Source organism: Phyllobacterium ifriqiyense (genome assembly GCF_030817885.1).
Taxonomy (GTDB): Bacteria; Pseudomonadota; Alphaproteobacteria; order Rhizobiales; family Rhizobiaceae; genus Phyllobacterium; species Phyllobacterium ifriqiyense.
Genome location: NZ_JAUSZT010000003.1, coordinates 620,049 through 646,615, shown reverse-complemented (window position 1 = coordinate 646,615; position 26,567 = coordinate 620,049). Strand labels below are relative to the sequence as shown.

General features: G+C 52.4%; 28 protein-coding genes. 17 read left to right on the top strand and 11 right to left on the bottom strand.

From position 1 onward, the window contains the following. The first annotated feature begins 122 nt into the window (after positions 1-122). The 7 genes from QFZ34_RS10675 to surE all read left to right on the top strand — a co-directional run bounded on the left by QFZ34_RS10675 (position 123) and on the right by surE (position 7,992). Complete coding sequence (locus QFZ34_RS10675) at positions 123-1,130, top strand: AI-2E family transporter (protein WP_307280600.1); 1,008 nt, start codon at positions 123-125, stop codon at positions 1,128-1,130. A gap of 271 nt (positions 1,131-1,401) precedes the next feature. Then, positions 1,402-1,767: a hypothetical protein gene (locus QFZ34_RS10670; RefSeq protein WP_115054242.1), complete on the top strand. Its 366-nt coding sequence runs from the start codon at positions 1,402-1,404 to the stop codon at positions 1,765-1,767. A 349-nt stretch (positions 1,768-2,116) separates the two neighbouring features. Beyond that, positions 2,117-3,103, top strand: coding sequence for an ABC transporter substrate-binding protein (locus QFZ34_RS10665; RefSeq protein WP_115054243.1), 987 nt, complete (start codon positions 2,117-2,119; stop codon positions 3,101-3,103). A 228-nt stretch (positions 3,104-3,331) separates the two neighbouring features. Then, entirely contained in the window at positions 3,332-5,035 is a 1,704-nt protein-coding gene (locus QFZ34_RS10660; protein WP_307280592.1) for an ABC transporter permease, read from the top strand. Next, the gene (locus QFZ34_RS10655) at positions 5,023-6,090 is read left to right on the top strand and encodes an ABC transporter ATP-binding protein (protein ID WP_307280589.1); all 1,068 of its coding nucleotides are present in this window, start codon (positions 5,023-5,025) and stop codon (positions 6,088-6,090) included. The genes QFZ34_RS10660 and QFZ34_RS10655 overlap by 13 nt, the downstream gene beginning before the upstream one ends. Positions 6,091-6,105: 15 nt before the next feature. Further along, positions 6,106-7,242: an MBL fold metallo-hydrolase gene (locus QFZ34_RS10650; protein ID WP_307280586.1), complete on the top strand. Its 1,137-nt coding sequence runs from the start codon at positions 6,106-6,108 to the stop codon at positions 7,240-7,242. A gap of 12 nt (positions 7,243-7,254) precedes the next feature. After that, on the top strand, positions 7,255-7,992 hold the full coding sequence (gene surE, locus QFZ34_RS10645) for a 5'/3'-nucleotidase SurE (protein ID WP_307280583.1): 738 nt from the start codon (positions 7,255-7,257) through the stop codon (positions 7,990-7,992). Here the strand turns inward: surE and QFZ34_RS10640 are convergent, their stop codons facing one another. Then, the gene (locus QFZ34_RS10640; protein WP_307280581.1) at positions 7,993-8,883 is read right to left on the bottom strand and encodes a DMT family transporter; all 891 of its coding nucleotides are present in this window, start codon (positions 8,881-8,883) and stop codon (positions 7,993-7,995) included. A 133-nt stretch (positions 8,884-9,016) separates the two neighbouring features. Between QFZ34_RS10640 and QFZ34_RS10635 the strand changes: the two genes are divergently transcribed. Next, the gene (locus QFZ34_RS10635) at positions 9,017-10,282 is read left to right on the top strand and encodes a cation:proton antiporter (RefSeq protein WP_115054249.1); all 1,266 of its coding nucleotides are present in this window, start codon (positions 9,017-9,019) and stop codon (positions 10,280-10,282) included. On the opposite strand, the gene QFZ34_RS10630 is transcribed toward QFZ34_RS10635, so the two are convergent. Further along, entirely contained in the window at positions 10,279-10,545 is a 267-nt protein-coding gene (locus QFZ34_RS10630) for a hypothetical protein (RefSeq protein ID WP_307280578.1), read from the bottom strand. The genes QFZ34_RS10635 and QFZ34_RS10630 overlap by 4 nt on opposite strands. A gap of 24 nt (positions 10,546-10,569) precedes the next feature. Here QFZ34_RS10630 and QFZ34_RS10625 point away from each other — a divergent pair, with 24 nt between their 5' ends. Continuing rightward, entirely contained in the window at positions 10,570-11,019 is a 450-nt protein-coding gene (locus QFZ34_RS10625) for a DUF3592 domain-containing protein (protein ID WP_307280573.1), read from the top strand. Here QFZ34_RS10625 and QFZ34_RS10620 read toward each other — a convergent pair. Next, positions 11,016-11,378 carry a winged helix-turn-helix domain-containing protein gene (locus QFZ34_RS10620; protein ID WP_307280570.1) on the bottom strand — a complete coding sequence of 121 codons (363 nt, stop codon included), beginning with the start codon at positions 11,376-11,378 and terminating at the stop codon, positions 11,016-11,018. The genes QFZ34_RS10625 and QFZ34_RS10620 overlap by 4 nt on opposite strands. 147 nt (positions 11,379-11,525) lie before the next feature. Between QFZ34_RS10620 and msrC the strand changes: the two genes are divergently transcribed. Together msrC and QFZ34_RS10610 are read left to right on the top strand one after the other, a co-directional pair. Next, on the top strand, positions 11,526-12,032 hold the full coding sequence (gene msrC / locus QFZ34_RS10615; protein ID WP_115054253.1) for a free L-methionine (R)-S-oxide reductase MsrC: 507 nt from the start codon (positions 11,526-11,528) through the stop codon (positions 12,030-12,032). Positions 12,033-12,037: 5 nt separating this feature from the next. Further along, positions 12,038-12,466: a DUF6314 family protein gene (locus tag QFZ34_RS10610; RefSeq protein ID WP_307280565.1), complete on the top strand. Its 429-nt coding sequence runs from the start codon at positions 12,038-12,040 to the stop codon at positions 12,464-12,466. 58 nt (positions 12,467-12,524) lie between these two features. Here QFZ34_RS10610 and QFZ34_RS10605 read toward each other — a convergent pair whose 3' ends face one another. After that, the gene (locus tag QFZ34_RS10605) at positions 12,525-13,403 is read right to left on the bottom strand and encodes a LysR family transcriptional regulator (RefSeq protein WP_307280562.1); all 879 of its coding nucleotides are present in this window, start codon (positions 13,401-13,403) and stop codon (positions 12,525-12,527) included. A gap of 111 nt (positions 13,404-13,514) precedes the next feature. On the opposite strand from QFZ34_RS10605, the gene QFZ34_RS10600 reads away from it, so the two are divergent. Together QFZ34_RS10600 and QFZ34_RS10595 are read left to right on the top strand one after the other, a co-directional pair. Then, positions 13,515-14,579, top strand: a complete 1,065-nt coding sequence (locus QFZ34_RS10600) for a YeiH family protein (RefSeq protein WP_307280558.1) — start codon at positions 13,515-13,517, stop codon at positions 14,577-14,579. 448 nt (positions 14,580-15,027) lie between these two features. Then, positions 15,028-16,695: a GGDEF domain-containing protein gene (locus QFZ34_RS10595; RefSeq protein ID WP_307280555.1), complete on the top strand. Its 1,668-nt coding sequence runs from the start codon at positions 15,028-15,030 to the stop codon at positions 16,693-16,695. 1,180 nt (positions 16,696-17,875) lie between these two features. On the opposite strand, the gene QFZ34_RS10585 is transcribed toward QFZ34_RS10595, so the two are convergent. Further along, positions 17,876-18,961 (bottom strand): extracellular catalytic domain type 1 short-chain-length polyhydroxyalkanoate depolymerase, encoded by a 1,086-nt coding sequence (locus tag QFZ34_RS10585; protein ID WP_307280547.1) that lies wholly within the window; start codon positions 18,959-18,961, stop codon positions 17,876-17,878. 15 nt (positions 18,962-18,976) lie between these two features. Between QFZ34_RS10585 and QFZ34_RS10580 the strand changes: the two genes are divergently transcribed. Together QFZ34_RS10580 and QFZ34_RS10575 are read left to right on the top strand one after the other, a co-directional pair. Continuing rightward, positions 18,977-19,300 (top strand): hypothetical protein, encoded by a 324-nt coding sequence (locus QFZ34_RS10580; RefSeq protein WP_307280544.1) that lies wholly within the window; start codon positions 18,977-18,979, stop codon positions 19,298-19,300. Positions 19,301-19,346: 46 nt separating this feature from the next. After that, on the top strand, positions 19,347-19,529 hold the full coding sequence (locus QFZ34_RS10575; RefSeq protein ID WP_115054259.1) for a hypothetical protein: 183 nt from the start codon (positions 19,347-19,349) through the stop codon (positions 19,527-19,529). A 132-nt stretch (positions 19,530-19,661) separates the two neighbouring features. Here QFZ34_RS10575 and tolA read toward each other — a convergent pair whose 3' ends face one another. Then, entirely contained in the window at positions 19,662-20,030 is a 369-nt protein-coding gene (tolA, locus tag QFZ34_RS10570) for a cell envelope integrity protein TolA (RefSeq protein ID WP_307280537.1), read from the bottom strand. Next, positions 20,030-21,841, bottom strand: a complete 1,812-nt coding sequence (locus QFZ34_RS10565) for a Hint domain-containing protein (protein ID WP_307277999.1) — start codon at positions 21,839-21,841, stop codon at positions 20,030-20,032. Before QFZ34_RS10565 ends, tolA begins: the two co-directional genes overlap by 1 nt. A 253-nt stretch (positions 21,842-22,094) precedes the next feature. Here QFZ34_RS10565 and QFZ34_RS10560 point away from each other — a divergent pair, with 253 nt between their 5' ends. Then, the gene (locus tag QFZ34_RS10560; RefSeq protein ID WP_307280534.1) at positions 22,095-22,523 is read left to right on the top strand and encodes a GNAT family N-acetyltransferase; all 429 of its coding nucleotides are present in this window, start codon (positions 22,095-22,097) and stop codon (positions 22,521-22,523) included. Here the strand turns inward: QFZ34_RS10560 and QFZ34_RS10555 are convergent. Both QFZ34_RS10555 and QFZ34_RS10550 read right to left on the bottom strand, forming a co-directional pair. Then, a complete protein-coding gene (locus QFZ34_RS10555) occupies positions 22,504-22,797 on the bottom strand; it encodes a DUF982 domain-containing protein (protein WP_307280533.1) in 294 nt (97 codons plus the stop codon). The two genes, QFZ34_RS10560 and QFZ34_RS10555, sit on opposite strands and share 20 nt — an antisense overlap. Positions 22,798-23,052: 255 nt before the next feature. Beyond that, positions 23,053-23,382 carry a hypothetical protein gene (locus QFZ34_RS10550; protein ID WP_307280530.1) on the bottom strand — a complete coding sequence of 110 codons (330 nt, stop codon included), beginning with the start codon at positions 23,380-23,382 and terminating at the stop codon, positions 23,053-23,055. A 186-nt stretch (positions 23,383-23,568) separates the two neighbouring features. On the opposite strand from QFZ34_RS10550, the gene QFZ34_RS10545 reads away from it, so the two are divergent. Beyond that, positions 23,569-23,757 carry a hypothetical protein gene (locus QFZ34_RS10545; RefSeq protein WP_307280527.1) on the top strand — a complete coding sequence of 63 codons (189 nt, stop codon included), beginning with the start codon at positions 23,569-23,571 and terminating at the stop codon, positions 23,755-23,757. A 2-nt stretch (positions 23,758-23,759) separates the two neighbouring features. On the opposite strand, the gene QFZ34_RS10540 is transcribed toward QFZ34_RS10545, so the two are convergent. Further along, a complete protein-coding gene (locus QFZ34_RS10540) occupies positions 23,760-24,161 on the bottom strand; it encodes a hypothetical protein (RefSeq protein ID WP_307280524.1) in 402 nt (133 codons plus the stop codon). Between the two features lie 207 nt (positions 24,162-24,368). Next, the gene (locus QFZ34_RS10535; protein WP_307280522.1) at positions 24,369-25,655 is read right to left on the bottom strand and encodes a lipoprotein-releasing ABC transporter permease subunit; all 1,287 of its coding nucleotides are present in this window, start codon (positions 25,653-25,655) and stop codon (positions 24,369-24,371) included. Between the last annotated feature and the right edge of the window lie 912 nt (positions 25,656-26,567).

The window sequence follows — 26,567 nt, the reverse complement described above, 5'->3', positions numbered from 1 at the left end:
AAATAATCTGTGCCAGGCGACTATTGCCATAGCGGAGCATCAATTCTTGTAGTTGGCCTTGCGCAGCAAGAGGTTTCAAGTCTAGGAACGTTCCATCCATTTTCTCCTTGTTTGGTGACCTCTTGCAGACGATCTCAAAGCCTCAAATAGCTTCGTATATATTGGCACTTGTCGCACTTGTAGGCGCCCTTCAACTTGGATTGCTTTCCGCGCTTCTGGCTGGACTTCTGGTCTATAGTCTGGTGCATATGGCCGCCCCTTTACTTGGAAGAATGGGCGTTTCCAATGGTTTAACAAGAACATTGGCGCTGGCGATACTTGCGCTAATTTTTATACTTCTCGTCGTTATTGGTGTGATGCGGGGCATGGTGCTGCTGACTGATGGGTCGGAAGGCATAGTTTCACTGTTCCAAAAAATGGCTGAGATCATTGATACAGCGCAGCTTCATCTGCCGACTTGGGCGCGTGACTATTTTCCATCCAACCTTGAAGAGCTGGAAAGCTTTGCCGCCGCATGGTTACGCAATCATGCCGGGCAATTACAGCTCGTCGGTCGCGATATTGGTGTCCTGCTCATACGGATCATTCTTGGCATGGTCATTGGTGGATTGATCGCGCTGACATCTGTATCGCCGACCAAAAAGCCCGGCCCTCTGGCTGTAGCCCTGACAGAGCGCGCAGCATTGTTAAGCAATGCATTTCGCAATATCGTCTTTTCGCAGTTGCGTATTTCTGCGTTAAACACATTTTTTACCGGAATTTTCCTGGCCGTAGTATTGCCAGCGTTTGGCATTCACTTGCCATTGGTCAAGACCATGATTGCAGTAACATTTTTTGTCGGTTTGCTTCCAGTCATAGGCAATTTGATATCAAACACTGTAATCGTCATTGTTGCGCTCAGCGTTTCCTTCGGGGCCGCGGTCGGATCTCTCGCATTTCTGATTATTATTCATAAGCTTGAGTATTTTATGAATGCGAAGATTATCGGGTCGCGCATCAAGGCTGCCGCCTGGGAATTGTTGCTTGCAATGATTGTTTTTGAAGCCTGGTACGGCATTGCTGGACTTGTCGCTGCGCCTATCTACTATGCTTATCTCAAGGACGAGTTGAAGCTGCGCGGCTTGATTTAAATGGCGGCGATATGTCTGTTGGCCAATCTCGCGAAGCGCCCCCATTCAACCAAGCACAACTAAAACACATCCTTGGATTGTAAATTTTGGGCAAGAATCGAAGGTTTTTCAGCAAATCTTCGGATCTTTCCGGGAAAAGAGAGGCGGGTCCCGATTTTCTCTGCCACTTTTTCACATATTTGAGAGGCCGTTGGGGCAGTCCTATAAATTCCACTGGCCCGACCGGCACCATCATTATAAGTTACATGTAATTTGAAATCTGGAGTTGCACATGTCGTCATTTCCAAATGAGGTTCGTTCCATCCTCAATCGAGTCATTGGATCTTCTCCGGCTGACCTTCGTCTGGTTGCCCAGCGTCTGCATGACCATGCCGTTGAAGAGCGTATGCCCGTTGACGAGGTGAAAACAAATCTCGCGCTGCTGGGCTATGCCACGATTTCAGATTTTTGCCGTGATCTCGATTTGCCGCCTCACGTGGCAGAGCGCTGGGAGCGTTTTGGCGTATCATCAGAGATGAAACAGGTTTTCGGCATGCTGCTTAATCAGCGTAAAAAGTTTGCCGCTGCCGCGACCGAGTTTGAGGCCATTACCCATGTCGGCCTGATGGATTTTTTACGCAGCCGAGGTGTGCTTTAAAATAAGTCGAGCCGATCTATCGAATGTCTTGTCATAAGCTTGACGATCAGCCCAGCTATGGGTTCCGGACCGGGCCTTTCGGTTCTAAGACCCTGATCAAGATGAGATGCGAACACTAAAATCTGTCGGCTAAGTTTTCTAACCGTCACCGGGTCTCCAGCGATTTTTTATGAATTCAGTTTTGTTTGTCACATAAGTTTCATTGTTCAAATGTATTTGACAAAAGACAATTGAACATGGACACTCCTCCGGCATGACAGGTCGTAAAGAACCGGGAATGCACGGAGGAGGATTTTTCGTGGGCACATGTCCCCCCGATTAAACCGAATCCCCTTTGGGAGGAGAAAAAATGAATAAGTTTCTTAAAATGACACTCGGCGTGCCAGCTCTTTTTGCTGTGTCGCTGGCTTTTGGTGCGGCCAATGCTGAAACGCTTAGCCTTTACACATCACAGCCCGATGCTGATGCAGCAAAAACCGTCGAGGCATTTCGCAAGGTTAATCCAGATATCGAGGTTCAGGTGTACCGGTCCGGTACAAGCGATATTTTGAGCAAGCTGGCGGCGGAGTTTTCTGCCGGTGCCACACAGGCCGACGTATTGCTGATCGCAGATGCGGTGAGCATGGAAGGCCTGAAGAAACAGGGCAAACTCCAGGCCTATGACAAGGCTAATGTCGAAGGTTTCAGCAAAGACTCTTTTGATAAGGACAAGACCTATTTCGGCAGCAAGCTGATCACTACAGGCATCGCCTATAATTCAGCTGCAACGGCTAAGCCCGAACATTGGGCAGACCTTGCCAAGCCGGAATATAAGGGCATGATCGTCATGCCAAGCCCACTTTATTCTGGTGCCGCAGCCTATCTGCTGAGCGGTTTCGTCGGCAATCCCGAACTTGGCTGGGACTATTTCGACAAGCTCAAGGCCAATGAAACAGTAGCCGTACGCGGCAATGGCGCGGTGCTGAAATCCGTAGCCAGCGGAGAGAAGCCTTATGGCATCCTTGTCGATTTCATGGCGCTGAATGCAAAGGCCAAAGGCTCTCCGGTTGAATTCGTTTTCCCCTCGGAAGGTGTTCCTGCGGTGACGGAACCAGTCGCGATCATGTCTGGCACGAAGAACCTTCCTGCCGCGCAGAAATTCGTAGACTTCATCCTTTCGGATGATGGACAGAAACTGGCGCTTGCACAGGGCTATCTGCCTGCCAAACCATCGATTGGCCGTCCTTCCTGGCTGCCTGAAGGTGTTGAAATCAAGGTAATGCCAATCGAAACTCTGAAGGTTCTCGAAGCGACTGACGCTGACAAGGCGAAATTCTCCGGAATGTTCGGCGGCTAAAACTATTCCGGCAAGAGAGTTCAATTGAGTTCTCTTGCCGTTTCCAGTTTGGCAATCGCGCTGTGCGTGGTTCGTCCTTCGACTAGCTCAGGATAGCTCACCATGAGAAAGTGGTGGTTTGCAAAGGGCATTGTTCTGAGACGTTGCAGATAGGTTTTGCAACTATCCACCCTCTTCATGGTGAGCTTGTCGAACCACGCATGGCAAAAATGCAATATGGGACTGTGAATGACTATATTTGCTGAAAAGCGTCAGGGTACTGATACAGCCCTGATTGCAGGGGTGGCGGTCATTGTCGCGATGCTTTCCATCGTACCAATGCTGCGTCTCGCTTTCGAGATAGTCATGCCGCAAGGCAGCCTTTCTGCGGCACCGCTTCGCACGGCACTTTCCGGTTCGGCCACCTGGACCGCCACGTGGCACTCATTGCAGGTGGGCATAGGCGGCACATTGCTGGCAGTTATTCTTGGCACTGCCGTTGCCCTTCTTGTGAGCCTGACCAATGTGCGCGGTCGCAGCACTTTCGTTCTGCTCTATGTCGTTCCACTTCTCATCGCACCGCAAGTCACGGCACTGGCATGGTTGCAATTGTTCGGGCCTGCAAGCCCGTTCCTCAAGCTGATTGGCATGGCGCCAGCGCTTGGCAGCAAAAATCCGCTCTATTCGACGACCGGCATAATTGCACTGCTTGGCGTGCAATATGGCCCCCTGGTTTTCCTGATGGTTCGGGCCGGATTGCGCAAGCTGCCGCGTGAACTGGTGGAAGCCGCCTTAAGCAGTGGTGCAAGCCGTCTAACGGTACTTCGTACAATCATCCTGCCACTGATGACGCCATCCATCATCGGTGCCACCGCATTAGCTTTTGTTTCCTGTGTGGGCAATTTCGGCATCCCGGCATTTCTTGGCATCCCGGCAGGCTATCTCGTCTTGCCGACATTGATCTATCAGCGGCTGGCTGGCGGTGGTCCCGCTGTTCTTTCCGAAGTTGCTGTTCTTTCCATGCTCATCGGGCTCATCGCCATGGCCGGAATCCTTGCGCAGGATTATGCCTCCCGCCGCCGCGATTATCGTATCGCTTCCACCTCCCTGCCTGCCGCGCCCTTCGAGCTTGGGCGCTGGCGCGCTTTGGCGGAATTCGCCATGTGGCTATTGATTGTCATTGTGCTGGTTCTGCCGATTGTCGGGTTGTTTTTGACCTCGCTTGTCGCGGCATATGGCGTGCCGCTGAGCATGAAGACAGTCACGCTTGCCAATTACGCTTTTGTGCTGTTTGACCACGCGGCGGCGAAACGCGCATTTTTCAACAGTTTCGGTCTTTCCCTTGCCGCAGCGGCCTTCGCAGTGCTCGTCGCAGTCCCGCTTGGCTATCTCATCACCTGGCGCAAAAGGTGGTGGACGAAGTTCCTGAATCTCTCCGCAGAATTGCCCTATGCACTGCCGGGCGTGGTTCTGGCGATTGCCTCGCTGCTCTTGTTCCTGAAGCCACTGCCGATCATCGGCTTGCAGATCTACAATACAATCTGGATCATTCTCTATGCCTATCTTGCGCGGTTTCTCGTATTGGCATTGAGGCCCACAATCAGCGGCCTGCACCAGATCGATCGCTCGCTTGAAGAGGCGGCGCAAGTTGCCGGTGCCGGACTTATAAGGCGCATGCGAACCATCGTATTTCCGCTCGTCGCGCCCGCGACGCTTGCCGGCGGCGTGTTGATCTTCATGACGGCCTTCAGCGAATTGACCGTTTCAGCCCTGCTATGGGCTTCCGGCTCGGAGACGATCGGTGTGGTGATCTTTTCCTTTGAGCAGGGCGGCGATTCCAACTACGCCGCCGCCATATCAACCCTGACAATTGTCGTGATTTTTGCGCTGATGCTGTTGACCAATCTGTTTGCACGCAGCCTTCCAAACGGAGTTCTGCCATGGCGGGATTGAAAATTGAAAATGTGACCAAGACATTTGGCGACTATGACGCCTTGTCGAATGTCTCGCTGGATGTCGCCAATGGCGAATTTGTTGCAGTGCTCGGACCTTCCGGCTGCGGGAAGACGACGCTCTTGCGCCTTGTTGCCGGTTTTGAACAGGTCAATCAGGGCACAATCACCGTTGGCGGGAAGGAGATGTCCAACCCGAAATTGAACGTCCCGCCTGAGCAAAGACGTGTCGGTATCGTTTTCCAGAATTATGCCTTATGGCCGCATATGAGCGTTTCAGAAAATGTTGGCTATAGTCTGAAAGTGGCAAAGGTCGACAAGGCAGAGCGGGACCGGCGCATTTTGGAAGCGCTCGAACTGGTCGATCTGCAAGGATATGGCGATCGCCGCCCGGCCAATCTTTCCGGCGGGCAAAGACAGCGCGTGGCTTTGGCCCGGTGCCTTGTGTCAGCGCCATCGCTGGTATTGTTTGATGAGCCGCTTGCCAATCTGGATGTGCATTTGCGCGCCTCGATGGAGGATGAGTTTGCCTCGTTCCATAAACGCACGGGCACGACGATTATTTACATTACCCATGATCAGGCCGAAGCCATGGCTCTGGCGGATCGTATTGCTGTCATGGACAAGGGGCATCTCGTGCAGTTTGCAACGCCGCGCGAACTTTATGAACAACCGGCGACGCCCATGGTGGCTTCGTTTATTGCCCAGGGTATGGTGTTTCCGGCCAAAGTTCTGACTGTCGAAGAAAACGGGCAATGCAAGGTGGAAGTGCTTGGACAGGAGGCTGTTTTCCGCTGCCGTCCCGGCCAAGGCGTGACAGGCGATGCAAAGGTGTGCATTCGTGCCGCCGATATCATCCCGGCAGCCAAGGACGGAATCGAAGTTTCCGTGAAGCGCAGCATCTATCGCGGGGGAGGCTCCCGCATCGAGGCAGTTGCGGGCAATGAAACACAGGAACTGCATTTCGATCTGGCTGATCCGAAGCGGCTTGCCGAAGGAGAAACGACACGCATTGCCATCGCCTCGGGCTGGGTCATACCGGAGGCAAATGTCTGATGCGGATTGATCTACATGGCGGTTTTTGGCGAAAAAGGCCGGACCAGTGTCGGCATTTCGGGCGGCGGCAAGAGCATACTTCTGGATGTTGGCATCAAGGTTGGGGCGACGGGCCGCGACTATTATCCGGCAATTGACGATGCAACGATTGCCAAGCTTGATGCCGTCTTTGTTTCCCATGCGCATGAGGATCATATTGGCGGTCTGGCGTGGCTTTTGTCGCGCGGATTTCGCGGCCGTATCTTCATGACGGCAGAAACATCGACGGAAGCTGCTTCCATGCTGGGGCAATATGGCGAGCAGGGTCACATGCAGGCCTTCGAGATTGCCGCTCATTCTGCCGAAGTTTTTACGGCGGGCGATATCATTCAGCTTGGAGAGTTGAGCGTTTCAACCGGACGTTCCGGCCATGTGGCAGGCGGCGTATGGTTTGCGGCAAGTGACGGAGCCAAGTCCGCTGTTTACACCGCCGATGTGGTGCCGGACAGCGCGGTTTTCGCCATGGATCAGATTCCGCCTTGCGATCTTTTGATCCTCGATGCCTCCTATGGCGATGATGCCATATCGAGCGATGAGCGCGTTTCCGCGATCCGGCAATGGATCGAGACGCAACCGAATGGTTGCCTGCTGCCCGTGCCGCTTTCCGGTAAGCCGCTGGAACTGATGGCTATCCTGCCTCAGCGCTTTGCGATTCATGCAAGCATGCGCGATGCTGTGGCGGCACAGATCGCCGCAAGAGATGCTTTCCATCCAGGCGTTGGAGCAGAGCTGACACAGCGGCTGGCCAAGGCGCTGGACTGGTCGGAATTGGATGCTTTGCCGGGCTGCCCGCTCATGAGTTTCGATGGCATGGGAAGCGCCGGGCCTTCGGTGGAGGCGATCAAACGCGCGGCAGATCAAGGATATCCCATTCTGCTTACGGGGCATATTCCACCCAATACACCTGCTTCTGCTTTATTTGAGGCAAAGCGGGCAGAGTGGATAAGGCTGCCGACCCATCCGACCCGGCAAGGCAATGTGGCGATATGGGAAGGGGCAGGGCGTCCTGCAACGCTAGGGCACTCGTGCTCGCTCTCCGCACTCAGTGCATTGAAACAATATCTGCCCGCGCTGAACGATACGGTGCGCACCGGCGACCATATTGACGTATAGAAGGCGAATGCGATGAGAATTCTGGTTTGCAATGATGACGGGATTGACGCGCCGGGACTGGCAGTACTGGCAGAGGCGGCCAAGCTGATAACGGATGATGTCTGGGTGGTCGCGCCGGATGGCAAGCGCACTGCCGCAGGCGCTTCGATCACCGTTGGCAAACCTTTGATAATGCGGGAGCTCGCACCCAAACGCTATTCCTGTTCTGGCACGCCTGCCGATTGTGTCGTCACCGCGATGAGCTGGCTGTTCAAGGATGAGGACCGGCCCGATCTGGTGCTTTCGGGCATTAATGATGGGCGGAACGTAGGCGAGGATCTGGCCTATTCCGGTACGCTGGGCATTGCCCGGGAAGCTTCATTTTGGGGCATTGCTGCAATTGGCTTTTCGCGGGTTAAGAAGCCGGAGCAGACGGAGAATGACGTCAAATGGCTGGCAGATTTTGTTCGCACCCTTTGGAACGAGCGTGATGAATGGGTGCTGGAGGGGCATTGGCTGAGTGTGAATCTGCCGACCCTGTTGCCAGCGGAAATTCGCCAGCCGCGCATCGGTCGTGACAAGATCGCGCTTCGCTCGGAGGTGGTGAGCGCCGAGGGCGATGAAACCACGCTCATCGTGCCGCGCGGCCGCGCTCACACCAGCGAAGAGGGCGACGACAACGATCTGATCGATCGTGGCTATGTCTGCATTAACCGGCTGAACTGGTTTGGCGAGGCGCAGCTTGATGCAGGTCTGCTCGGGGAATTGTAGTCAGCCGCGGCGGGCGACAAGGATACCGAGGATCACGATAACGCCGCCTATGGCCTGCATGAGGCCTATCGGCTCACTGAGCACAAACCAGGCCAATGCTGCGGCAACGACCGGCTGCAAGAGCAGGGTCAGCGATGAGAAGGCGGGCGGCAGGAAGGCGAGCGCATAGGTGATCATCCCCTGGCCCGCCGCATGAGAAATGAAGGCCAGACCTGCTAGCACTGCCCAGGCAAACAGCGTCAGCGGTATGAGGTTTGTTTCAAAGATCAGTGCTACGGGCAGCATACAGATTGCCGCGGACGCTGTGCTCCAGATCATGATGGTGCGGGTGGAGAAACGCACGCGAAGACGGCCGATGACGAGAATATAGCCCGCATAGAAAATGGCCGCGACAGCCGCCGTTGCATCGCCTGCAAGCTTGCCATCACCCAGCGCTGCCGGACCACCTTTTAGCACGACAACGCCGATGAGCGCGGTCGCAAGGCCGATGAGGAAAATCCTGCTGACATGGGCGCGGAAAATTGCCCAACTGCCGAGCGTAACAAAGATCGGCGCGAGATTGGCCAGAAGTGTTGCATTGGCAACGGATGTCATATGCAGCGCGAGGTGCCAGGCAGCAAGATCAGCGGCCAGAAAGATGCCGGGCATGGAGAGCCAGAAATAATCGGCAAGGCTTTCGGGGCGGGCATTGCGTTTGACATCCGGCATGGCTTTCGACCAGACCAGAAGCGGAATGAAAGCCAGCGCAACGCGCCAGAAAGCGGTTGTCATGGGACCGACCTCGGACAGGCGCACGAAAATCGGTGAGCCGCCGATGGCAATACCTCCAAGCAGCAACGCAGCAAGCGCTAATCGATTGGCGTTGACGGTCTGTATGCTCTGGGCGGTCATGAAAGGATTTCCGGTGTTTGCGATGTGTCTATACGAAATCGCCCATAGAGCAAATTCGAATGATTGACGTTTACAGTGAAGGGAACTTCATGTTCACGGAACCAAAGCGCCGGCCGATGGTTTGAAGTGAAGTATGGGAATAAACAGCTATCTCGTTCTGATCGCTTTGTTCGGGCTGGTCGTCTTGATGACCTCCTGGTTGCCCATGTTATTGAAGGGATTTCCGCTTTCCCTGCCCATTGTCTGCATTGCTTTCGGCACCCTGTTTGTCTGGACGCCGCTGTCGGCAATGATCGGCGACAATCCCCTCGACAGCCGCTTTCTCACGGAAAAAATAACCGAGTTTGTCGTCATCATTGCCCTCATGGGTGCCGGTCTGAAGATCGACCGGATATTGGGCTGGCGTAGCTGGATGACAACGTGGCGGCTGCTGGCCATATCGATGCCCCTGACTATCGGTGCCATCGCATTGCTCGGCTGGAGTTTTCTCGGGCTTGGAGTTGCTTCGGCCTTGCTGCTCGGGTCAGCGCTGGCGCCCACAGATCCCGTGCTTGCCAGCGATGTTCAGGTGGGGCCGCCGCAATCGGGGGAGAAGAGCGAGGTACGTTTTGCCCTGACTTCCGAGGCGGGGCTGAATGACGGGCTGAGTTTTCCATTCGTGCATCTGGCAATCGCGCTCGCGGCTTCAAATACAACGGGTGCTCCGTGGTTTTTCGACTGGCTAACGACCGATGTCATATGGCGGCTTGCTGCGGGCACGGGGCTTGGCTGGGCTACCGGCAAGCTGCTTGGCTATCTGACCTTCCGGCTCCCGAACAGGGCGGGGCTTGCCCATACGGGCGACGGTTTCGTGGTGCTGGGGATCACATGCCTGAGCTATGGGCTTATAGAGATGGCGCATGGCTATGGGTTTGTCGGCGTGTTTGTCACTGCGCTGACGCTTCGCCATGCGGAGCGCAACAGTGGCTATCACGAAAATCTGCATAGTTTTGCCGAACAGATCGAACGTCTGATGATGATGGTCGTGCTTGTCTGCTTTGGCGCCGCCATTGCGGAAGGCAGCGTATTTCATCCGCTGGACTGGCGGATCGTGGTGGCATCGCTGATCATCCTTCTTCTTATCCGCCCGATTGCCGGTTGGGTGGGGCTGCTGGGAAGCCCCATCGAAAAAAGGGAAAAGGCCGTTATCGCTGTTTTCGGTATTCGCGGCCTCGGCTCATTCTATTATTTGGCCTATGCGCTTGGTCACGCGCCGTTTTCAAATGCCAATATTCTATGGGTAACAGTGTCACTCGTCGTGCTTATATCTGTCGTGTTGCATGGCATCACGGTTACGCCAGTCATGCGTTGGCTGGAGCGGAAGAATGATGAGATGGAAGCGGGTAAAATGCCGGACTAAGTCCCCAGGTCATGTCCTGTCAGGAAAAACAGCGCATAGGCAAGACATGGGACAAACCAGAGCAAAGCCCATGTGCCGAAACGGCGGCGCGTATTCCAGGCGAGAATCGGGCCCAGAACTGCACTGACCGGCCAGACGCTGAGAATGTAAAAATACTTCTTTGGAAAGGCACCAGTGAAGGCCAATGACATCATGGCCGGCGGAAAAGAGAGAACGCAGAGAATTGTGCAAATGATAAAAATTGCGAAAACTGGCTTACGCATGAGTCACTGATCCGGATTGCTGGCATGGAAAAACGCGTCATCCACAAAGTGCTACTGTGCACCATATGCGTTGTTTTGTTTTTTAGTTTCGGCTGGTCCGTATTGTATGTCCGTCACTTCGTAAACAATGCAATGGAAGGTAAAGGCCATGTGACAAATCTGGTCAAGAGCCACTCAACTAAGTCCAATGTCTATAAGCCGGTTGTTGAGTTTCAAACAGTTGAGGGTGCCACTGTCGAGTTTACTTCGTGGCTGGGCACATCGCCGCCGCGCTTTAGCGTGGGGGAAAGCGTGAGCGTGTATTACGATCCGCGCAATCCGCAATCAGCGATTATCAATGACTGGCTTTCGCTCTGGGGCGGGTCTGCCATCCTTGGCGGTCTGACAATGATTTTCGCTGTGATAGCCTATATGATGTACTTCCGTGTCAGCTTTGCAAAACCACGCAAACAGCACAACTCTGCGAAAGTTTAGTGGCTGCTGCGATTGCGGTTGATCCATTCAAAATCAGACTCAAGGGCCGTATCGACTTTTGCTTGCATGTTTCGATAGCGGCGCAAAAGCTCTTCGCCGAATTCCGTGACGACAGCGCCGCCGCCCTGCGCGCCGCCGCGCTGCGAATCGACCACTGGCGCTGCGAACATTGTGTTCATGGCGCTGACCAGCAACCATGCGCGGCGATAGGACATATCCATGGCGCGGCCTGCCGCAGAAATGGAGCCGGTTTCGCGAATATGTTCAAGCAGCTGCATTTTCCCCGGCCCCAACCGTTCCTTGTCAGGAAAGTCGATGCGCACATAAGTTTGCAGGTCGCCTTTGGCGTTTGAACTCATTGTAATTGCACCTGTGGAAATCGGTTCCTATCTATAGCAGGGCGCGAGGGAGTGTACATTGCCGGATCGGGTTTCGTTTGCTTGACAAGGCAGGTGCATCGGCAGAAATGTGGCCATGTTACGCAGGCTATAAGGGAAGGATTTTTCATGTTTGCTGCAAAAGCGATCACAGAAGGCGACAAGCCACAGTTCTACAGGGAACTCGGCGATCAACTGGAAGCGCTGCTTGCGGGCGAGAATGATCCGACTGCCAATGCGGCCAATAGTTCGGCGCTGATCTTCCAGATGCTGCCGGACATCAACTGGGCCGGGTTCTATTTCCTGCGCTCACAAAGTGAGCTTGTGGTCGGGCCATTTCAAGGCAAACCGGCATGCGTGCGCATTCCCGTGGGGCGCGGCGTGTGTGGAAGCGCAGTTCTGCAAGCATCCTCTATCCTCGTTGACGATGTGCACGATTTTCCGGGCCATATTGCCTGTGATGCGGCCTCCCGCTCCGAGCTGGTGGTGCCCTTGATCCATGATGGACGGGTTTTTGGCGTGCTTGATCTCGATAGTCCTATACCATCGCGTTTTGACAAGGATGATCAGGCAGGGGTGGAAAGATTGGCAGCAATCTACACGGCCGCATGCGTCTGGGAAGAACAGGCGGATTGATTTCCATGCTTGATCGATCAAGCCAGGCGATCGAAAAATTTGACGCAAAAATAATCTGCGGCGCATGGCAGGTAAAACGCAAGGTGATCGATCATCGCGCCGGAGCGATATATGGATTTACCGGGCGCGCCATCATAACCACCGAGCTTTTTGAAGAGCGCGGCGAAATGTCTGTCGGAGCAAATGTGCTGCAGGCAGTCCGGACCTATCGGCTTGCCTTTGAAGATGGGGCAGTGCGGGTGCTCTACCCGAGCGGCAATGAATTTGTCAGCCTGCGATATGGCCCATCACAACGTGTGTCGCATCTATGCGGCAGTGATCTCTATAATGGACGGTTTTTGTTTGAGAACAGCAATGCTTGGATGGAGGCGTGGCGTGTTCATGGCCCGCAAAAACGATATTCAAGCATGAGCTGGTATGTGCGTGCGGTTTGAGGTTGTTTTGCCATGCCGTCGAACCACGCACAACGACATGGCAATCCAAGAGAATGAGTTACCCACACAGCCCCTCCAATATTTCCGATGCTTTGCTGCTGTGCCGCTGTTTGTGCCGCAACATGCGAAAGCGGCGGATCGGCAGCTTGAAGGCGGCCTCGACGACAAGCCCTTCGCGTAAATAGGCGCGGGCAGCAGCGCTGGAAATGACGGCGGCACAATTTCCGGCGCAAACAGCGGAAAGAACCGCCTCGTTGGAGGGGAGAACCAGCGCGATCTTCAGATCGTCGTGGGAGACTTTGAGATTATCGATGGCATGTTCAAACTCCGAACGCGTGCCCGAACCCTGTTCCCGCATGACCCATGAAGTGCCGCCGACGATATCCCCAGCCTTCAACGGACGTTTATCCGCCCAAGGATGGCATGGCGCGACAACGATAATCAGAGCATCTTCCGCCACGACTTTCGAGACGAGAAGCGGTGCATCAATCTCCCCCTCGACAAAGCCGAGCTCTGCCCCGCCTTCCGTGACCGCTTCGGCCACCGTCCTTGTATTGCCGATGGTCAGGTCAATCTCAATGCCGGGATAATCCTGTTTAAAGCGCATCAGGAAAGGCGGCAGCCAATAGCTGGCGATTGTCTGGCTGGCATAAAGGCTAAGCTTGCCGCGCCGCAGACCGCCAAGCTCTGATAGCATCAACTCAGATGAGCGTACCCGCGCCAAAGTTGCCTTGGCCTCACCAAGAAAAACGCGGCCAATCTGCGTCAGTTCGATACGTCGTCCCACACGGTGGAACAGCTCGACGCCGTAAAAAACCTCGAGGTTTTTAATGGCGCTGCTGACCGCCGACGGCGTGAGGTTAATTGCTGCTGCGGCTTGAGTGAGATGCTCGCGTTCTGCCACGGCAACGAAAATGGCGAGTTGTTCAAAGGTCATCAGAAAACCATTCGATTTTACCGAACAAAACATGACAGAATATTCGATAGAAGTCGATAATATTGCATGAGATAAGTCTGCCATGATTGAAATTTCTCAAATGGCAAGCTTATGACCATTCCTCATCGCCTCCTTCCTGTTCTCCCTGGGCTTGCCCTTTGCTGCGCCGTTGCTTTTGCAGCGGTGGCTGGCGAATATATCCAGAGCGCGTTGTTTGGCGTAAGATGGGTGGAAAGCCTGGTTTTGGCCATAGCAATTGGCATTGCCATCCGATCATTGCGTCAACCGGGCCAATCGCTGCTTGCCGGTATTGATTTCAGCGCGATACTCCTGCTGGAATTGGCAATCGTTATGCTTGGCGCATCGATCAGCCTGACAGCGATGAAAGGGGCAGGCGCCACACTGATTGCCGGAATAGCGGGCGTTGTCATTTTGTCGATCAGCATCAGCTACGGCATTGGCAGGCTCTTCGGATTGCCACCAAAACTTGCGACCTTGATTGCCTGCGGCAATTCAATTTGCGGAAACTCCGCCATTGTTGCGGTCGCGCCAGTGATAGAGGCAGACCGCAAGGAAATTGCCGCCGCGCTGACCTTTACGGCGGTGCTGGGCATAGCAGCCGTGTTCTTCCTGCCGCTGCTCTATTTCCGCACCGGAATGAGCGTACCGCAATATGGGACGCTGGTGGGCCTGACCGTCTATGCCGTGCCGCAGGTCATTGCTGCGACGGCTCCCGCAGGATTGCTGGGTGTACAAACCGGAACTTTGGTCAAGCTGGTGCGCGTGCTTATGCTTGGCCCTGTGCTTCTCGTACTTGGTGCGATCATGAAGGCCGATTTGCGCCATGAAACCATTGGAGGGCGCGAAGTCCCGCAAGATGATTTGCGCTTTTACGCCAATCCAAGCGGGAAGCGGATTGCCCTGGTGCCGTGGTTCATCAGCGGATTTGGCATAATGATGATGCTGCGCTCGACCGGACTGATACCCGAGGCGGCAATTGCGCCAATGGGGCAGCTTTCCAGCGTGCTGACGATTATTGCCATGGCCGCGCTTGGATTATCGGTTGATATTCGCTCTGTTGCTCATGCTGGCGGGCGAGTGATGGCGGTGGCAACCCTCTCCCTCGCATCGCTTGTTACAATCAGCTTCGGGCTAATAGCTTTGCTGCAGTTGTAACAATGGTTTTTACGTGCGTTACTTTTAAATGATGGCGCAGAAATTTAATATATCGAAACTACTTTAAGTAGTGTGAGGATGTAATAGGAAGCCTGAAATAACATTCCTTGTAATCCATTGGTATGGTTGTAACCTTCGAAGATTATACTATATTTACGCTTCCCCGGTTTCGGGTTGATAGACTTATTTTGTACGAAGTCAGATCATGCAGTCGAGCTGATCGAAAGTATTGTTCTGTAATAATAATAAGTATTTTATACGATTGTTTTGTTTTTCATCAGTATTTTAATTATATACGTACATATCTTTTCAGAAAGCCATAAACGTGAACAAGCCAGATATTCTATACGCAGGCTTGCGGTCAAGAAAATCGACAAGAGGCCGCTTGAAAGTGCACCTTTGGTGCATGGCTCTGCTTGTTATGATATTCACTTTGATAATGGCAGGCATGTCTATTTATAATTCTATTCAGGCATTTAACAGAGCCGTGACTAATCTGGCGGATATACAGGGTTTTTCTTTTGTTTTCATGGCTGCAAGTTTTATTTCAGCGGAACGGGGCCCTGCCAATATTTTGATGAGCGTGGACGATGCTTCCCGCGACCAAGCCTATGAAAACTGGCAGATCGCCTTGCAAAAGACTGACGCTGCGCTCAGCAAACTGGACACAAGCAGTGTTCCCAGAAATCTCCTCAAGGATGTGCGCGAGCAGTTGCGGCTTGGACGCATGAAAGTCGAGGCGGCACAATTCACAAATCCAGGCACATTACGCTATGGCGAGATCCATGAGGCCATTGTTCACCTGTTCCAGGCCCGAGAGAGTTACGACAAAATTGTTCAGCAGCAAGGAACCGAGCTGCTACGCCATGATGAGGATTTGGCCGCCGTTGTATTCAGGGTGACGATGCTCAGCAATTTGCGGGAATATGCTGGTAGGTTGGGATCATATTTGATTGCGCCAATGGCTGTAAGAAAACCAATTCCTGCCGAGAATGTGATCCATATGCGGATTATCGGGGGGCGGATCCGTGAAATCTGGCATTTGCTGGAACTCGGCCGAAAACCCGACGTTGAAGCCTCATCAGATGATCAAAAACACGAAGAAGCAAATTCACGCTACATGATTGGAGTGCTTGCGCTGATTGATCATCAGATTCGCACTGCTCAGCAGAATGGAGTTCCGGCTCTTGATGCGGTTACGTTTACTAAGCAATATTCCGCTGCAATGAAGCCATTGGCAGAATTGCGGGATATTTATTTTGCTGCATCCGTCGCCAAATTTGAAAAGCGCGAACGGATTGCGCGCCAAGCGCTCTATTATACAAGTGCGATGGCGTTTGTGATCCTCGGGCTGGTCGTCGGTCTGGTGGTGGTGGTGCAGAATTATATATTCAAGCCGCTTTTCCGCGGAGCCGAAGCAATCGTGTCGCTTGCCGATGACCTGCCGACGGATCTGCACCGGGAGACGAGGCATGTTGCCGAAATCCAGACGCTTTATTCTGCGCTTGAGGTCATTGCCATCAAGCTGAAAGAACGATCTTTTCTGGTCGCCCGGCTTGAACATCTGGCACATACGGATGGGCTCACGGGGCTTCTCAACCGGCGGGCGCTGGATATTTTGGGCAATTCGGCAACAGAAAACTACACCGATCTGGAGTCGATACCTTTCCTGATGCTTGTGGATATCGATAATTTCAAAACCATCAATGACAAATATGGGCACGTTGTGGGGGATGAGGTCTTGAGAGAAATCGCACAGCTGATGCAAAACAATATTTGCGACAGCGATTACGTGGCCCGTTTTGGCGGGGAGGAATTTGCAATATTGCTGAATGACAGTTCGTGCATGGATGCAGCCATCATTGCCCAGAAATTGCGACTGGCGGTCGAGCGCCTTGCCATGACGACTTCGGATGGGAGCGTTTTGAAAATCACGGCGAGCTTCGGCGTTGCGCAAGTCGGAGATCAGTCCTGGAGCGAAACAGTCAATCAGGCTGATCTGGCGCTTTATCAGGCTAAAAAGGCTGGGCGTAATCGCGTGCGTTTTGCCGATCAGGTTGCCGATGCCTTGGAGCAGTATAGTGGGGCCGAAATCGAGGCGGTGAGGCACTCCTAGCGTTGTTCCGCTATCTGTCTGCGCGAGCTTTAAATTTTTTGGTGATCCTGACTGGATTCGAACCAGTGGCCTACAGATTAGGAAACTTATATTCCAATAGTAATATCAATCACTTGTAGCTCCATGTCGCATCTGTGTCGCAATTATCTCAAAAGAGCGAGCTCTGAAGCGGCCAATTGTTCGGCATCGTCATTGCGTGGAAACAGATGCCAAAGGTATCCATGGCAGGGTGAGAGTGTCCAAGGCGTTCCTGCACCATTTTAGGCGGCAAGCTAAGCCCGCCGTCTTCCCGTCTGTTGATGCACCATGATGCATAGAAATGCCGCAGCGAATGGAAGCCGGTATATTTCGCCTTCGATATTGGATTGCCGTCTTTGTCTGTCTCTCCGGTCTGAACCGACACGCCAGCTCGTATCTGTGATGGTTGACATCCGCGCTGCATTATTTTTGACAGAGATTCGACCTTCCCGAGACTGTTTGGAAATATCAATTGCTCCGGCCGGATTTCTTCCGTCAGATGGTTCCATCTACATCCTTCTGCCCTGTCCGCGGGCGTGGGCATTCCAGGCCAAGAGCGGAATAGGCACCGTTCACTCCCCGGCTTCGGATTTAGGTCTGCCAATTTGATTGAAGCGATCGGCCCTCTGGTGAACCCGGATTTCTCGCCCTTCGATATTGACATCTGACCATCGCAGCCCGCGCTTCTCCGAAGCGCGTGGGCCTAGTGAATATCGCAGTCAATAGCAATGGCCGCCATTTACCCTCCAGGGCGTCCAAAATAGCCTTGATCTCTTCGCGGGAAGAAATGGTCTATCCCGATCTCAGCTTGCCTTTCTGACGCGTCTCTTGACGTCGGTCTTTGCCCTTCTGTCGGGCGTGGCTCTTCTCTCGTACGGGATTTCTTATGACCAGACCGCGCTCTTGTGCATCGGCGAGAAGCGATCCGGCTTACGAGAACCTTGCGCACCATCGAAGGCGAACGGTCGGCGTCGATCATTTCATCTTCGAAGTTGCGAACCACTGGCACAGCTAGGCGCGAGAGCAAAGTTGATCCGAGGAATGGAATTATGTGTAGATCAAGGTGCTGGCGATATTGGACGATTGTGCGTTGCTCAAGACCTGCGCGCTGCCAATAGGTAAACGGCTTTAACAAATTCCGTCGCCTGTTCCCATTCGCGCCTCATCTCAATAAACCAGCCGATTTGAGAGCGTTTTCGATCGTGTTCTTAATCGAATTGCCGCTCTGTTTGTCTGGAGATACTGAGTACAAGCCGGCCGTCGGATTTAAAGCCGGAGCGGTCTCTGTGGATTTGCCGATTAGTCCCCACGATTGAGCAATATGCCAGGTAGATGAAGTCCCTACGTCGAGCATGAAGGGCCGCGCTGACCCGACAGCGTTTTCACCTCTACTGTTTATGGGAGTGCCATGAGCCATACCGTTGATAGCATAAGCCTCCAAAACTGTTTGACCGTCCGCATTTTGCCATTTTCGAACCTGATGTCCGTCAAGAGTGCTTTTTGATGCAGGTCGGTCTAATTCGTGCAGAATTCCCCACTGGCCAATAACCGCTTCCATATTAATCGGGTCTACGGTGGTGTCTGCCGTTCCGTGCCAGACTGATACCTTCGGCCAAGGGCCTTTATGGCTTGAAGCTTGACGAACGTGTGCGGCAAGTGCGGCCCCATCTTCAAGTCCATGACCTCGCATTCGGTCAAATGCTTGGGGAATGGTGGATGCCGTGCCATGTGCAATTCCCGCTATGATCGCCCCTGAATTGAATAACTCAGGATAAGTTGCCAGCAACGACGCGGTCATGGCTCCCCCTGCAGAAAGCCCCGTCACATAGACGCGCGTTCGATCAATCCGGTGGTTTTTCAGCAGGGTCTCTACCATTTGTGAAATTGAACAAACTTCACCTTCGCCGCGCGTTGTGTCACTGGTCGAAAACCAGTTGAAGCAGAGATTGGGATTATTCGTTCTTTGCTGCTCTGGGAAAAGCACGCCGAATCCGTAGCGCTCGGCAAGAAGTGACCAGCCCGAACCAACATCATAATCGTCGGCCGACTGCGTGCATCCATGAAGAACCACAACGAGCGGAGCGTCGGGCGGCAGTTTGTCTGAGAGGTAAGTCCAACCTCGCAATTGTCCGGGATTGGAACCAAAATCAGCGAGAGGGGACAATCGCCCTCGGTTGTTTGCACTTCCGTTTGACAGGACGCTCTGCTGTTTATTCAACCGCCTGATTGTGTCGGAAATCGTTCTCATTGCGCGCACCTCGTTGTGAAGAATTTCACATCAACTTTACAGCAATGCTGCAAGTGCGAAATAGTTGCTGCGCTGCACAATAATTATGAATCTGGCGATATTAATAAATTGATGGACAACCAGTTGCCCCGCAAGGAGCACGAGCGGGCTTGGCTTTCATATGATGCGCAACTCGCGGCAGACCGCGAAGCTCGGATTGCGGCCGACATGAACCTGCAGCGCCAGGTCGATGAGATCAAGCAGGCGCAATCCGGGTTCTTTGGCCAGCGTGATCTCAATTTGCACGTTTTAAATAGGTTAGAGAAAATAGAGCGTGACCGACGAGCTGCAATTCCATAACTGTAGGAGCCCAGTCCTTGTCTGAACGACTCTTGAGATTTCCGCCATGAAACAGAATGAAACCAACAATCATTTTGAAGTTCAAAAATTTATGGATGAGATGAAAAACCCTCAAGATAATGCTTTTAGGATTCGAACAAAAAAAGAGATGGCCCAAGAATGGTGGGAATCGGTTTCATTGATCCTGGTCCTGATCGCAGTTGTATCAGGTGCTTATCTGATCCTTTAACATGATCCAGCGCTTGGACTGACCAGTCCGGTGGGATCGTACATCACGTCAAGTTAAGGTACTGTCGAGCGTGCTGGTCATGCCGTTTCAGCCAACAGTATTTCACCAATCGGAATGAACCTTTCTGAGTGACTACGGATAGAAAGTAAGAGTCACCTGGCTCCATTGATCATACTTATCTGGAGATAGTTTAAACGGTTGAGCACGATATACCGATCGCAGCGCCCGGTTTTTCATTTTGCTGCGAGTTATGAAATCGCCACCTTTGCCAGACACAATTGGAGTGCCGATGATCTTGCCGGCGCGGCTCAGTCGAAGTTTCACTACGACTACAATATCTCTGTTTCCTTTGATCTCACTTTCGCTCAATAAGCCAGCTTGGCCCCCCGTTTTCTGTTGTGGATCCGGTACGGGTGTCTGTGAGAATGAAGGCGATGCTAGGCCGAGAGCAATCCCTGCGATAAGGGCGATTCTGAAAAATGGTTTCGTCGAATAGGCCATTATTCGTCTCCTGCATTGAGATAATCTAAATCCACGCTCAGAGTCGATGGAGACTTGAACAGTAGGTTTGGAAATGCAGATGCTGGAGCGAATAGAGCGCAAGCAGCAACCATTCCCAGTGGTGCCGTTTCAACACTTTCACGCCGTTCACTTGCGATGATGGGTTTTAACCATCGCTGCTGACCGCCAGCATTCACGCTCAACTCCAAGCATCTGCTTCCATAAAGGTCTGCGAATAACGTATCTGGCACCCTTAATAAACCTTTGGTCCATCGCCATAATTTGTTGTCGTAAGATTCGACGGGGTGGCATTGCTGATCCAGGTAAACGTCCGCCATCTCAATACGACGGCATTGTCCTTTGTCATCGCTGATCTGGAACCCATTGAAGGAGATACCAAGTTTTCGCGTGTCTCCGCCGTCAGACCACTCCGCCGGTATAAACGTTTCTGATAAAATATGGACGTCCCGAGCATTTGATGGAATCTGGAACCGCATCAGATTACCGGTGCCCTGCGGATTAATACGCATGCCATCGGCAACAACATGAATATCCATATCACTTGTCGTCGACCAGCCGAGTAGCTTTGCTCTTTCACGCAACCGAATAGCCACAGCTTCTACGGATGATCTATCCAACGTCAGGGGGCGACAATATTGTGCGGTAACCTCGCAGATGTCGATTCTGCGCCGCTTGTAAGAGCTTTGGTGGAATAAAGCCCGGGTCCCGCAATCAAGATAGCTTTCGGTGGGCAAGCCATTGGCTATCAGGATGTCATGGCATTCGAGCTCCACATGCCAGTAAGTAATTTCAGCGACATCCACCTGTTTGATTGTCGCACCGTTAATGAGATAACCGATTGGAATAAGCACTTCATCCAGAACTCGCACGCAGACGGCATGCCCGGGGGAGATCCACAAATCGGCGTATGGCTGTTGCTCACCAAAGGCATTGGCTTGAATACGAACCGGGCGGGATATCTCGTATTGGCTCGAGCGCGTGCGTTTCAGATTGTAACAGCCAAGCCAGACAATCGGACGCTCAGCACCGCTTGACGTGACCACCAAGTCACCAACTTTTAGCGCCTCAACGGCGACATCGCCTCTCGCCGTGCGGATGAGAGTTCCTTCCACAAAACACGGAGCGTTTGGATCCACTTGGAGTGTGGTGATTTTTCCAGTGCCTACATCGAAGACCAGATCGGAGACGTTTACGTTAACACCAAACTTGAGCGTATAGGTGCCCGCCGTTGTCGTATAAGTCACCGTATGACCGTCTAAGGACATCCCGGTTATGCTGGCGCCATTCACATTGAAATTGATAACATTGTGCATGTAAAAAGCTTCAATGGTCCCGTCAAACTGAGTGGAGAAAGAGAATACAGAACTCTCCACAGGCGAATGGTCGGGATCAACCGATGCCATCTTGATGGTTTGGGTAGAATTTGTGCCATTCCACTCATAAGAAGCTCCGCTGCCAATCTCAACTATCCCTGTGGCTGAGGACACGCCAGAACCGGCAATGAAATTGGCGCCATGCAAATATATCAAACCGCCCGAAATCACTCCGGGATTGAGGTATCCGACCAGTATTGAGTTGCTGACCAGCAGCGAGGAGTTGTTTAATACTAAACTAGCTACGTCCACGACATAGGAAGTAGTGCTTGTGTTGTTCAGTATTGCAACATCATCCATTCCTGGAATGCCGTTATCCCAGTTCGACGAAGTGTTCCAAGGATTGAAAATCGGGTCGACGTTGGGATTTGACCACTGCATGTTGTCAGTGCCGCCAATCCAAGTAGTTGTTACCATGATCCCTCCCAATCAATAAATCTATTCACGCCGGATCTGGCGAAAGCCTCATGAGAGCTCTTCGAACAGCACCGATTGAGGCGTTGACCTCCAGGCTTTCCCTAAAACCTACTATTCCGTAGAACGTTCAAGCCTTTGCGCGATGACGTCAGACATGATGCGACGGCTTCGTCAGTTGTAATATTGGCTGAAGCGAATAGAGCGCGATTGGCGTCAACATTGCCAAACAAGCTGTCAGTTATATGAAGGCGGTATGACGGACCCAAACATAACGACAGCTAACAGCACGCACAAAGCGTGGCTTATCGAGCACGATCCTCACGTCGATACGTCTTGGATCAATCGCTGCATTTTCGGTGGCGAATACATCATCGCCCTGTGCGGCGACAGTCCAGTCGGCTTTATTCGGTACAGTTGGTTCTGGGGCAAAATTCCTTACATGGATATGGTCTATGTTGTCCCCGAACAACGAGGAAGGGGCATCGGGAGAAAAATGTTTCGTCATTGGGAAATGCTGATGCTTGCAAAGGGGGGAGATGTCCTTATGACATCGAGTGTGGTTGATGAGCTTGAGCCCCAAGCTTGGCATAGATCCAACGGTTTCCACGAACAAGGCAGAATTTCATTCGGCAGTTTTCAACCACAAAGTGAAGTCTTTTTTATCAAAGACTTGTCCTGTTAAGCTCTGCGCCGCATCTTTCCCTTGCGCCACTTTTCCAGTTTGTCGTTTGATGGCGGGCGACCAACTGCCTCGACGTAAATGTCGGCTTCCTTTGCTGCATCAATAAAAGCCATGCGACAATGCCGGGAGACAGCGTGCCATCGTAGCATTCCAGCAGCGCATGTTTGGCGATATCAAGCCTTTCGGTATCCGTGCCCGGCCATTCATTCACAATGAACTCTGCCGCCTGCATGATGGAGGTTATGACCTTCATCTTGCCAAGCTGGCGGGTCATTAAGGTTATTTCTTTGAATGGTTTATCTTCCATGAGTCGGTGAACGACTCTTGCAGGGAATCAGTCCCTAGCTAATCCGATCAATCTTCCCATCATGCATTGAAAATACGCCGTCTTGGCCACCCTGCTGATCGAAGTCGCGCTCAAGGTCTGCCCATCTTCCGATGAACTGATTGCAGGTACTGCAGAATATCGGAGTGTTACCCGTGACATTATCCGGAATGGTGAGGTAAATTGTACCGCAATCCTTGCAGTCTAATTTATGGTTGAGTCTTTCCATTCCCCTGTTGCCCCGTTGAAGTGAAACCCATCGTCTTCTGCTTTGATATCATAGTTGCCGGCGGGCGTCCCACGCGTACGCTCAATGTCTACCAAACTCATTTCACGGCTCATAGCCAGCGAACTCAACGTACTGGGACAATGCACGCCTCTGTCAAAGAACGTCATGACGCAACGCGCCAGCCGGTCTTTTCGCACCAGGGGATTGGTCCCAATTTGCTGGAAAGCTAATTCAAAGGCTATCGCCATGATATCCCAATCAAGGGATGAATACTTGTTGACGTAGATTTGACTACGAAAAGGCATAATCGTGCTCTCCCACTAGGCGAAGAGCACATCGTATCTCTCAAACATCGATCGCCGGTCCAATAAATACTATCGATGTTGAATTCAGAATACGCCGATGTCGGCCAGAGTCCATAAAATATTTTATAGCAATAAATCTGTGTCGCGGAACTTATTCGGTGACTAATAGGTTGACGGGTATGGTGCTTGAAAGGCTCTGTCGTGAGTGAAAACAATCCAACAACGAATCGAAGCGATGTGAACAAGTTTCGCGATCAAATGCGTACTCCTGGCTTTAGAGAAGCCTTGCGTTCGGCAAAGGCTCCAATACCAACAAACAAGAGATTTGAAGTTCTTCTTGTCCGGTTGGAAGAAGCTGAAAAAAAGCAGAAATAACATTATTCAACTTGCGGTTGGCTTTGCTTCGGTACGTATGCCTTCCTTCGTTCTTGCTGCTCGAGTCGCTTCGCCACCCGCATATCCTTCTGTTCCCGGATTTCCAATGCCTTCTCGCGATTGATAGCCAAGGTGCTGAGAACCCCTGGGTCCGATATTCCGCGGCGGTACAGATCGACGATTGAACGTGCGAGGCGCTGACTGTGTTCGTGGTCTTTTGGATGGCGCTGAAGGCACGCGGATGCAAGATTTTGCGCTTTTGAAATTACTTGCCAGTCTATATTGGTAGAGCTCAGTCCCGGAGACTTTGAAAAAGGCAATGCCGTTTCCTTGTGCAAGAAGATTAAGGGCTTGGCATCCGTCATCTTCGCGCGAGGGTGAGGGTGCACCAAGCCAGTTGCCAAGAACTACTCGAACTACACAATCCGCCGGAGAGCATTAGGTTCCGGAATTATTTCTGCGTTCACCTTCACCCTTATGCTCGCCGCAGTACCAGACAATCCCGTATCGTCCCGAGAAACCAAAGCTGCCCCACGCCTTGCAGTCTTCGGGCTTGGGCGGTGCTTCAGACATCGGCTAATCAGTCAGCCAATGTAATGATGAAACTGACATTATTCGTACCTCAGAGCTTCAACGGGATCGAGTTTGGCTGCACGCCAAGCGGGGAAAAGCGTCGCCAGAAATGACAGGACAAGCGCCATCGATATGACGAATAAGGTTTCGTTGAGCTCCATCCTGGCTGGCAGTGTGCTTAGGAAATATAGCTTCGGATCGAATAGAGTTGTGCCGGACAGCCACGAAAAGAATTGCCGGATGCGCTCGACATTCAGGCAAACAACGATACCTAAGACAACACCTGCAATGGTGCCAGCAACTCCGATAGCAGCCCCAGTCATCAGGAATATGCGCAGGATGGAATTTCGCGTTGCACCCATGGTTCGAAGGATGGCGATATCGCGGCCCTTGTCTTTCACGAGCATGATGAGTCCCGATATGATGTTCAGCGCCGCGACGAGCACGATAAGCGTCAGAATCATGAACATGACGTTACGCTGCACTTGCAGCGCGGAAAAGAATGTCTGGTTGCGCTGTCGCCAATCGGTCAACATGACAGAGCGCTGTGCCGCTTCTTCAATCGGCTTTTTCAGTGCGTCAACATCGTCCGGTCTGTCGGCAAATATTTCGATCGATTGAACCTTGTTGTCCTGATTGAAATAGAGCTGCGATTCCTCGAGCGGCATGAGCACGATTGAGGCGTCATATTCTGACATGCCAATCTCAAAAATGGCAGTCACCGGGTAGGATTTGACCCGTGGCGCCATCCCAAGCGGCGTCACATCGCCATCAGGAGAAATCAGCGTCAGCCGGTCACCGAGACCCAAGCCCATATTCTCGGCCATGCGCGTACCTATTGCTACGCCGCCTGCGGTGTTAAAACCCTGAAATGTGCCCTGCCGCACGTTCTTTGCCACAAGTTGCAGCTTGGCGATATCGTCTTCGCGCAAACCGCGGACAAGCGCGCCTGATCCGGCCCCCACATTGCCTTTGGCCAGGACCTGGCCTTCGACGACGGGGATGGCAAAAGATACGCCTGGCACGGCATCGACACGCTTGATAACAGCATCAAAATCATCCAAAGGCCGATCCATTGGCTGCATGATGACATGGCCGTTGATTCCGAGAATTCGGGTCAACAGCTCGGCCCGAAAACCATTCATCACCGCCATGACGATGATAAGCGTCGCCACCCCAAGCATAATACCCGTAAACGAGAACCCGGCGATAACCGAAATAAACGTTTCCTTGCGCCGGGCACGCAGATAGCGCCAGGCAATCATACGCTCAAAGGCTGAAAATGGCTTTGAACCAGAGGGCGCGGTCGCTGTTTTTTCTGTCATAGAATTCAGTCTGATGCTGTTAGATGACGACTACATTGCGGCGATTAGTGAACCCAAATCCTAAAGCAAGAGCGGTTCTTTCTCTATCTTCTTTGTTGCGGTATAACGAACTAAATTGTTGTCGGGCAGCGGCCGTGGCAATTGAAGCGCTTCTTGGTCCGGCTCGTTTCGCGGATCGGTCTAAGCTGTCTTCTCGATATCATAGCCAACCAGCATGCGCTTATATCGCGGCGTCCAATTGCCTCTTCTACTCTGTTCTGGCGTTATCCATTCCCCGTCAAGGGCTTTAAGAAGCACTCGGCGTTTCGCTGTTCTGCAAACATATAGACAATGTAGCGATCGGGATGAACATAAACATTCCGGTTCAATCGATAGCAGCCAAGCGTTTTCGACAAGAAACCAACCCTGTCAAAATGCAACCCCACATCCTCACAATGCAGCGCGACCCGAAAAGGATATTCCTTCGATCAAAGTGGGTGGCGGCTCGCCTCTGCTTCGGGCCATCTCAATGCCGCGAAAGCTTTGGCTTCCAACCACGGGCATAACCAAAGCCCATGGCATTCATGTTGCATCCATGTTGCATGGATTCACCGTGCTTCAAAGAAAACCGTTGTAAATCAATGGTGGCTGACCTGATACACGCATAAGTCTTTGAAATTATTGGTGATCCCGACTGGATTCGAACCAGTGGCCTACAGATTAGGAATCTGGAATTCTTACGGTTTGGCCCTTTCATGCCCTCTCTTGGCGATGTCAGACAGGAATCTCACGCTCGATGCGACACAAGTAATTGAAATAAATAATATAAACACGAAGATGGTTATGCAAATTCGAGGAATGAGCCTTTAGGTCGTGTGATGCACCCATTTATGACCATGAAATCCTCATGAGACACGATGTCGCTACGCAAGA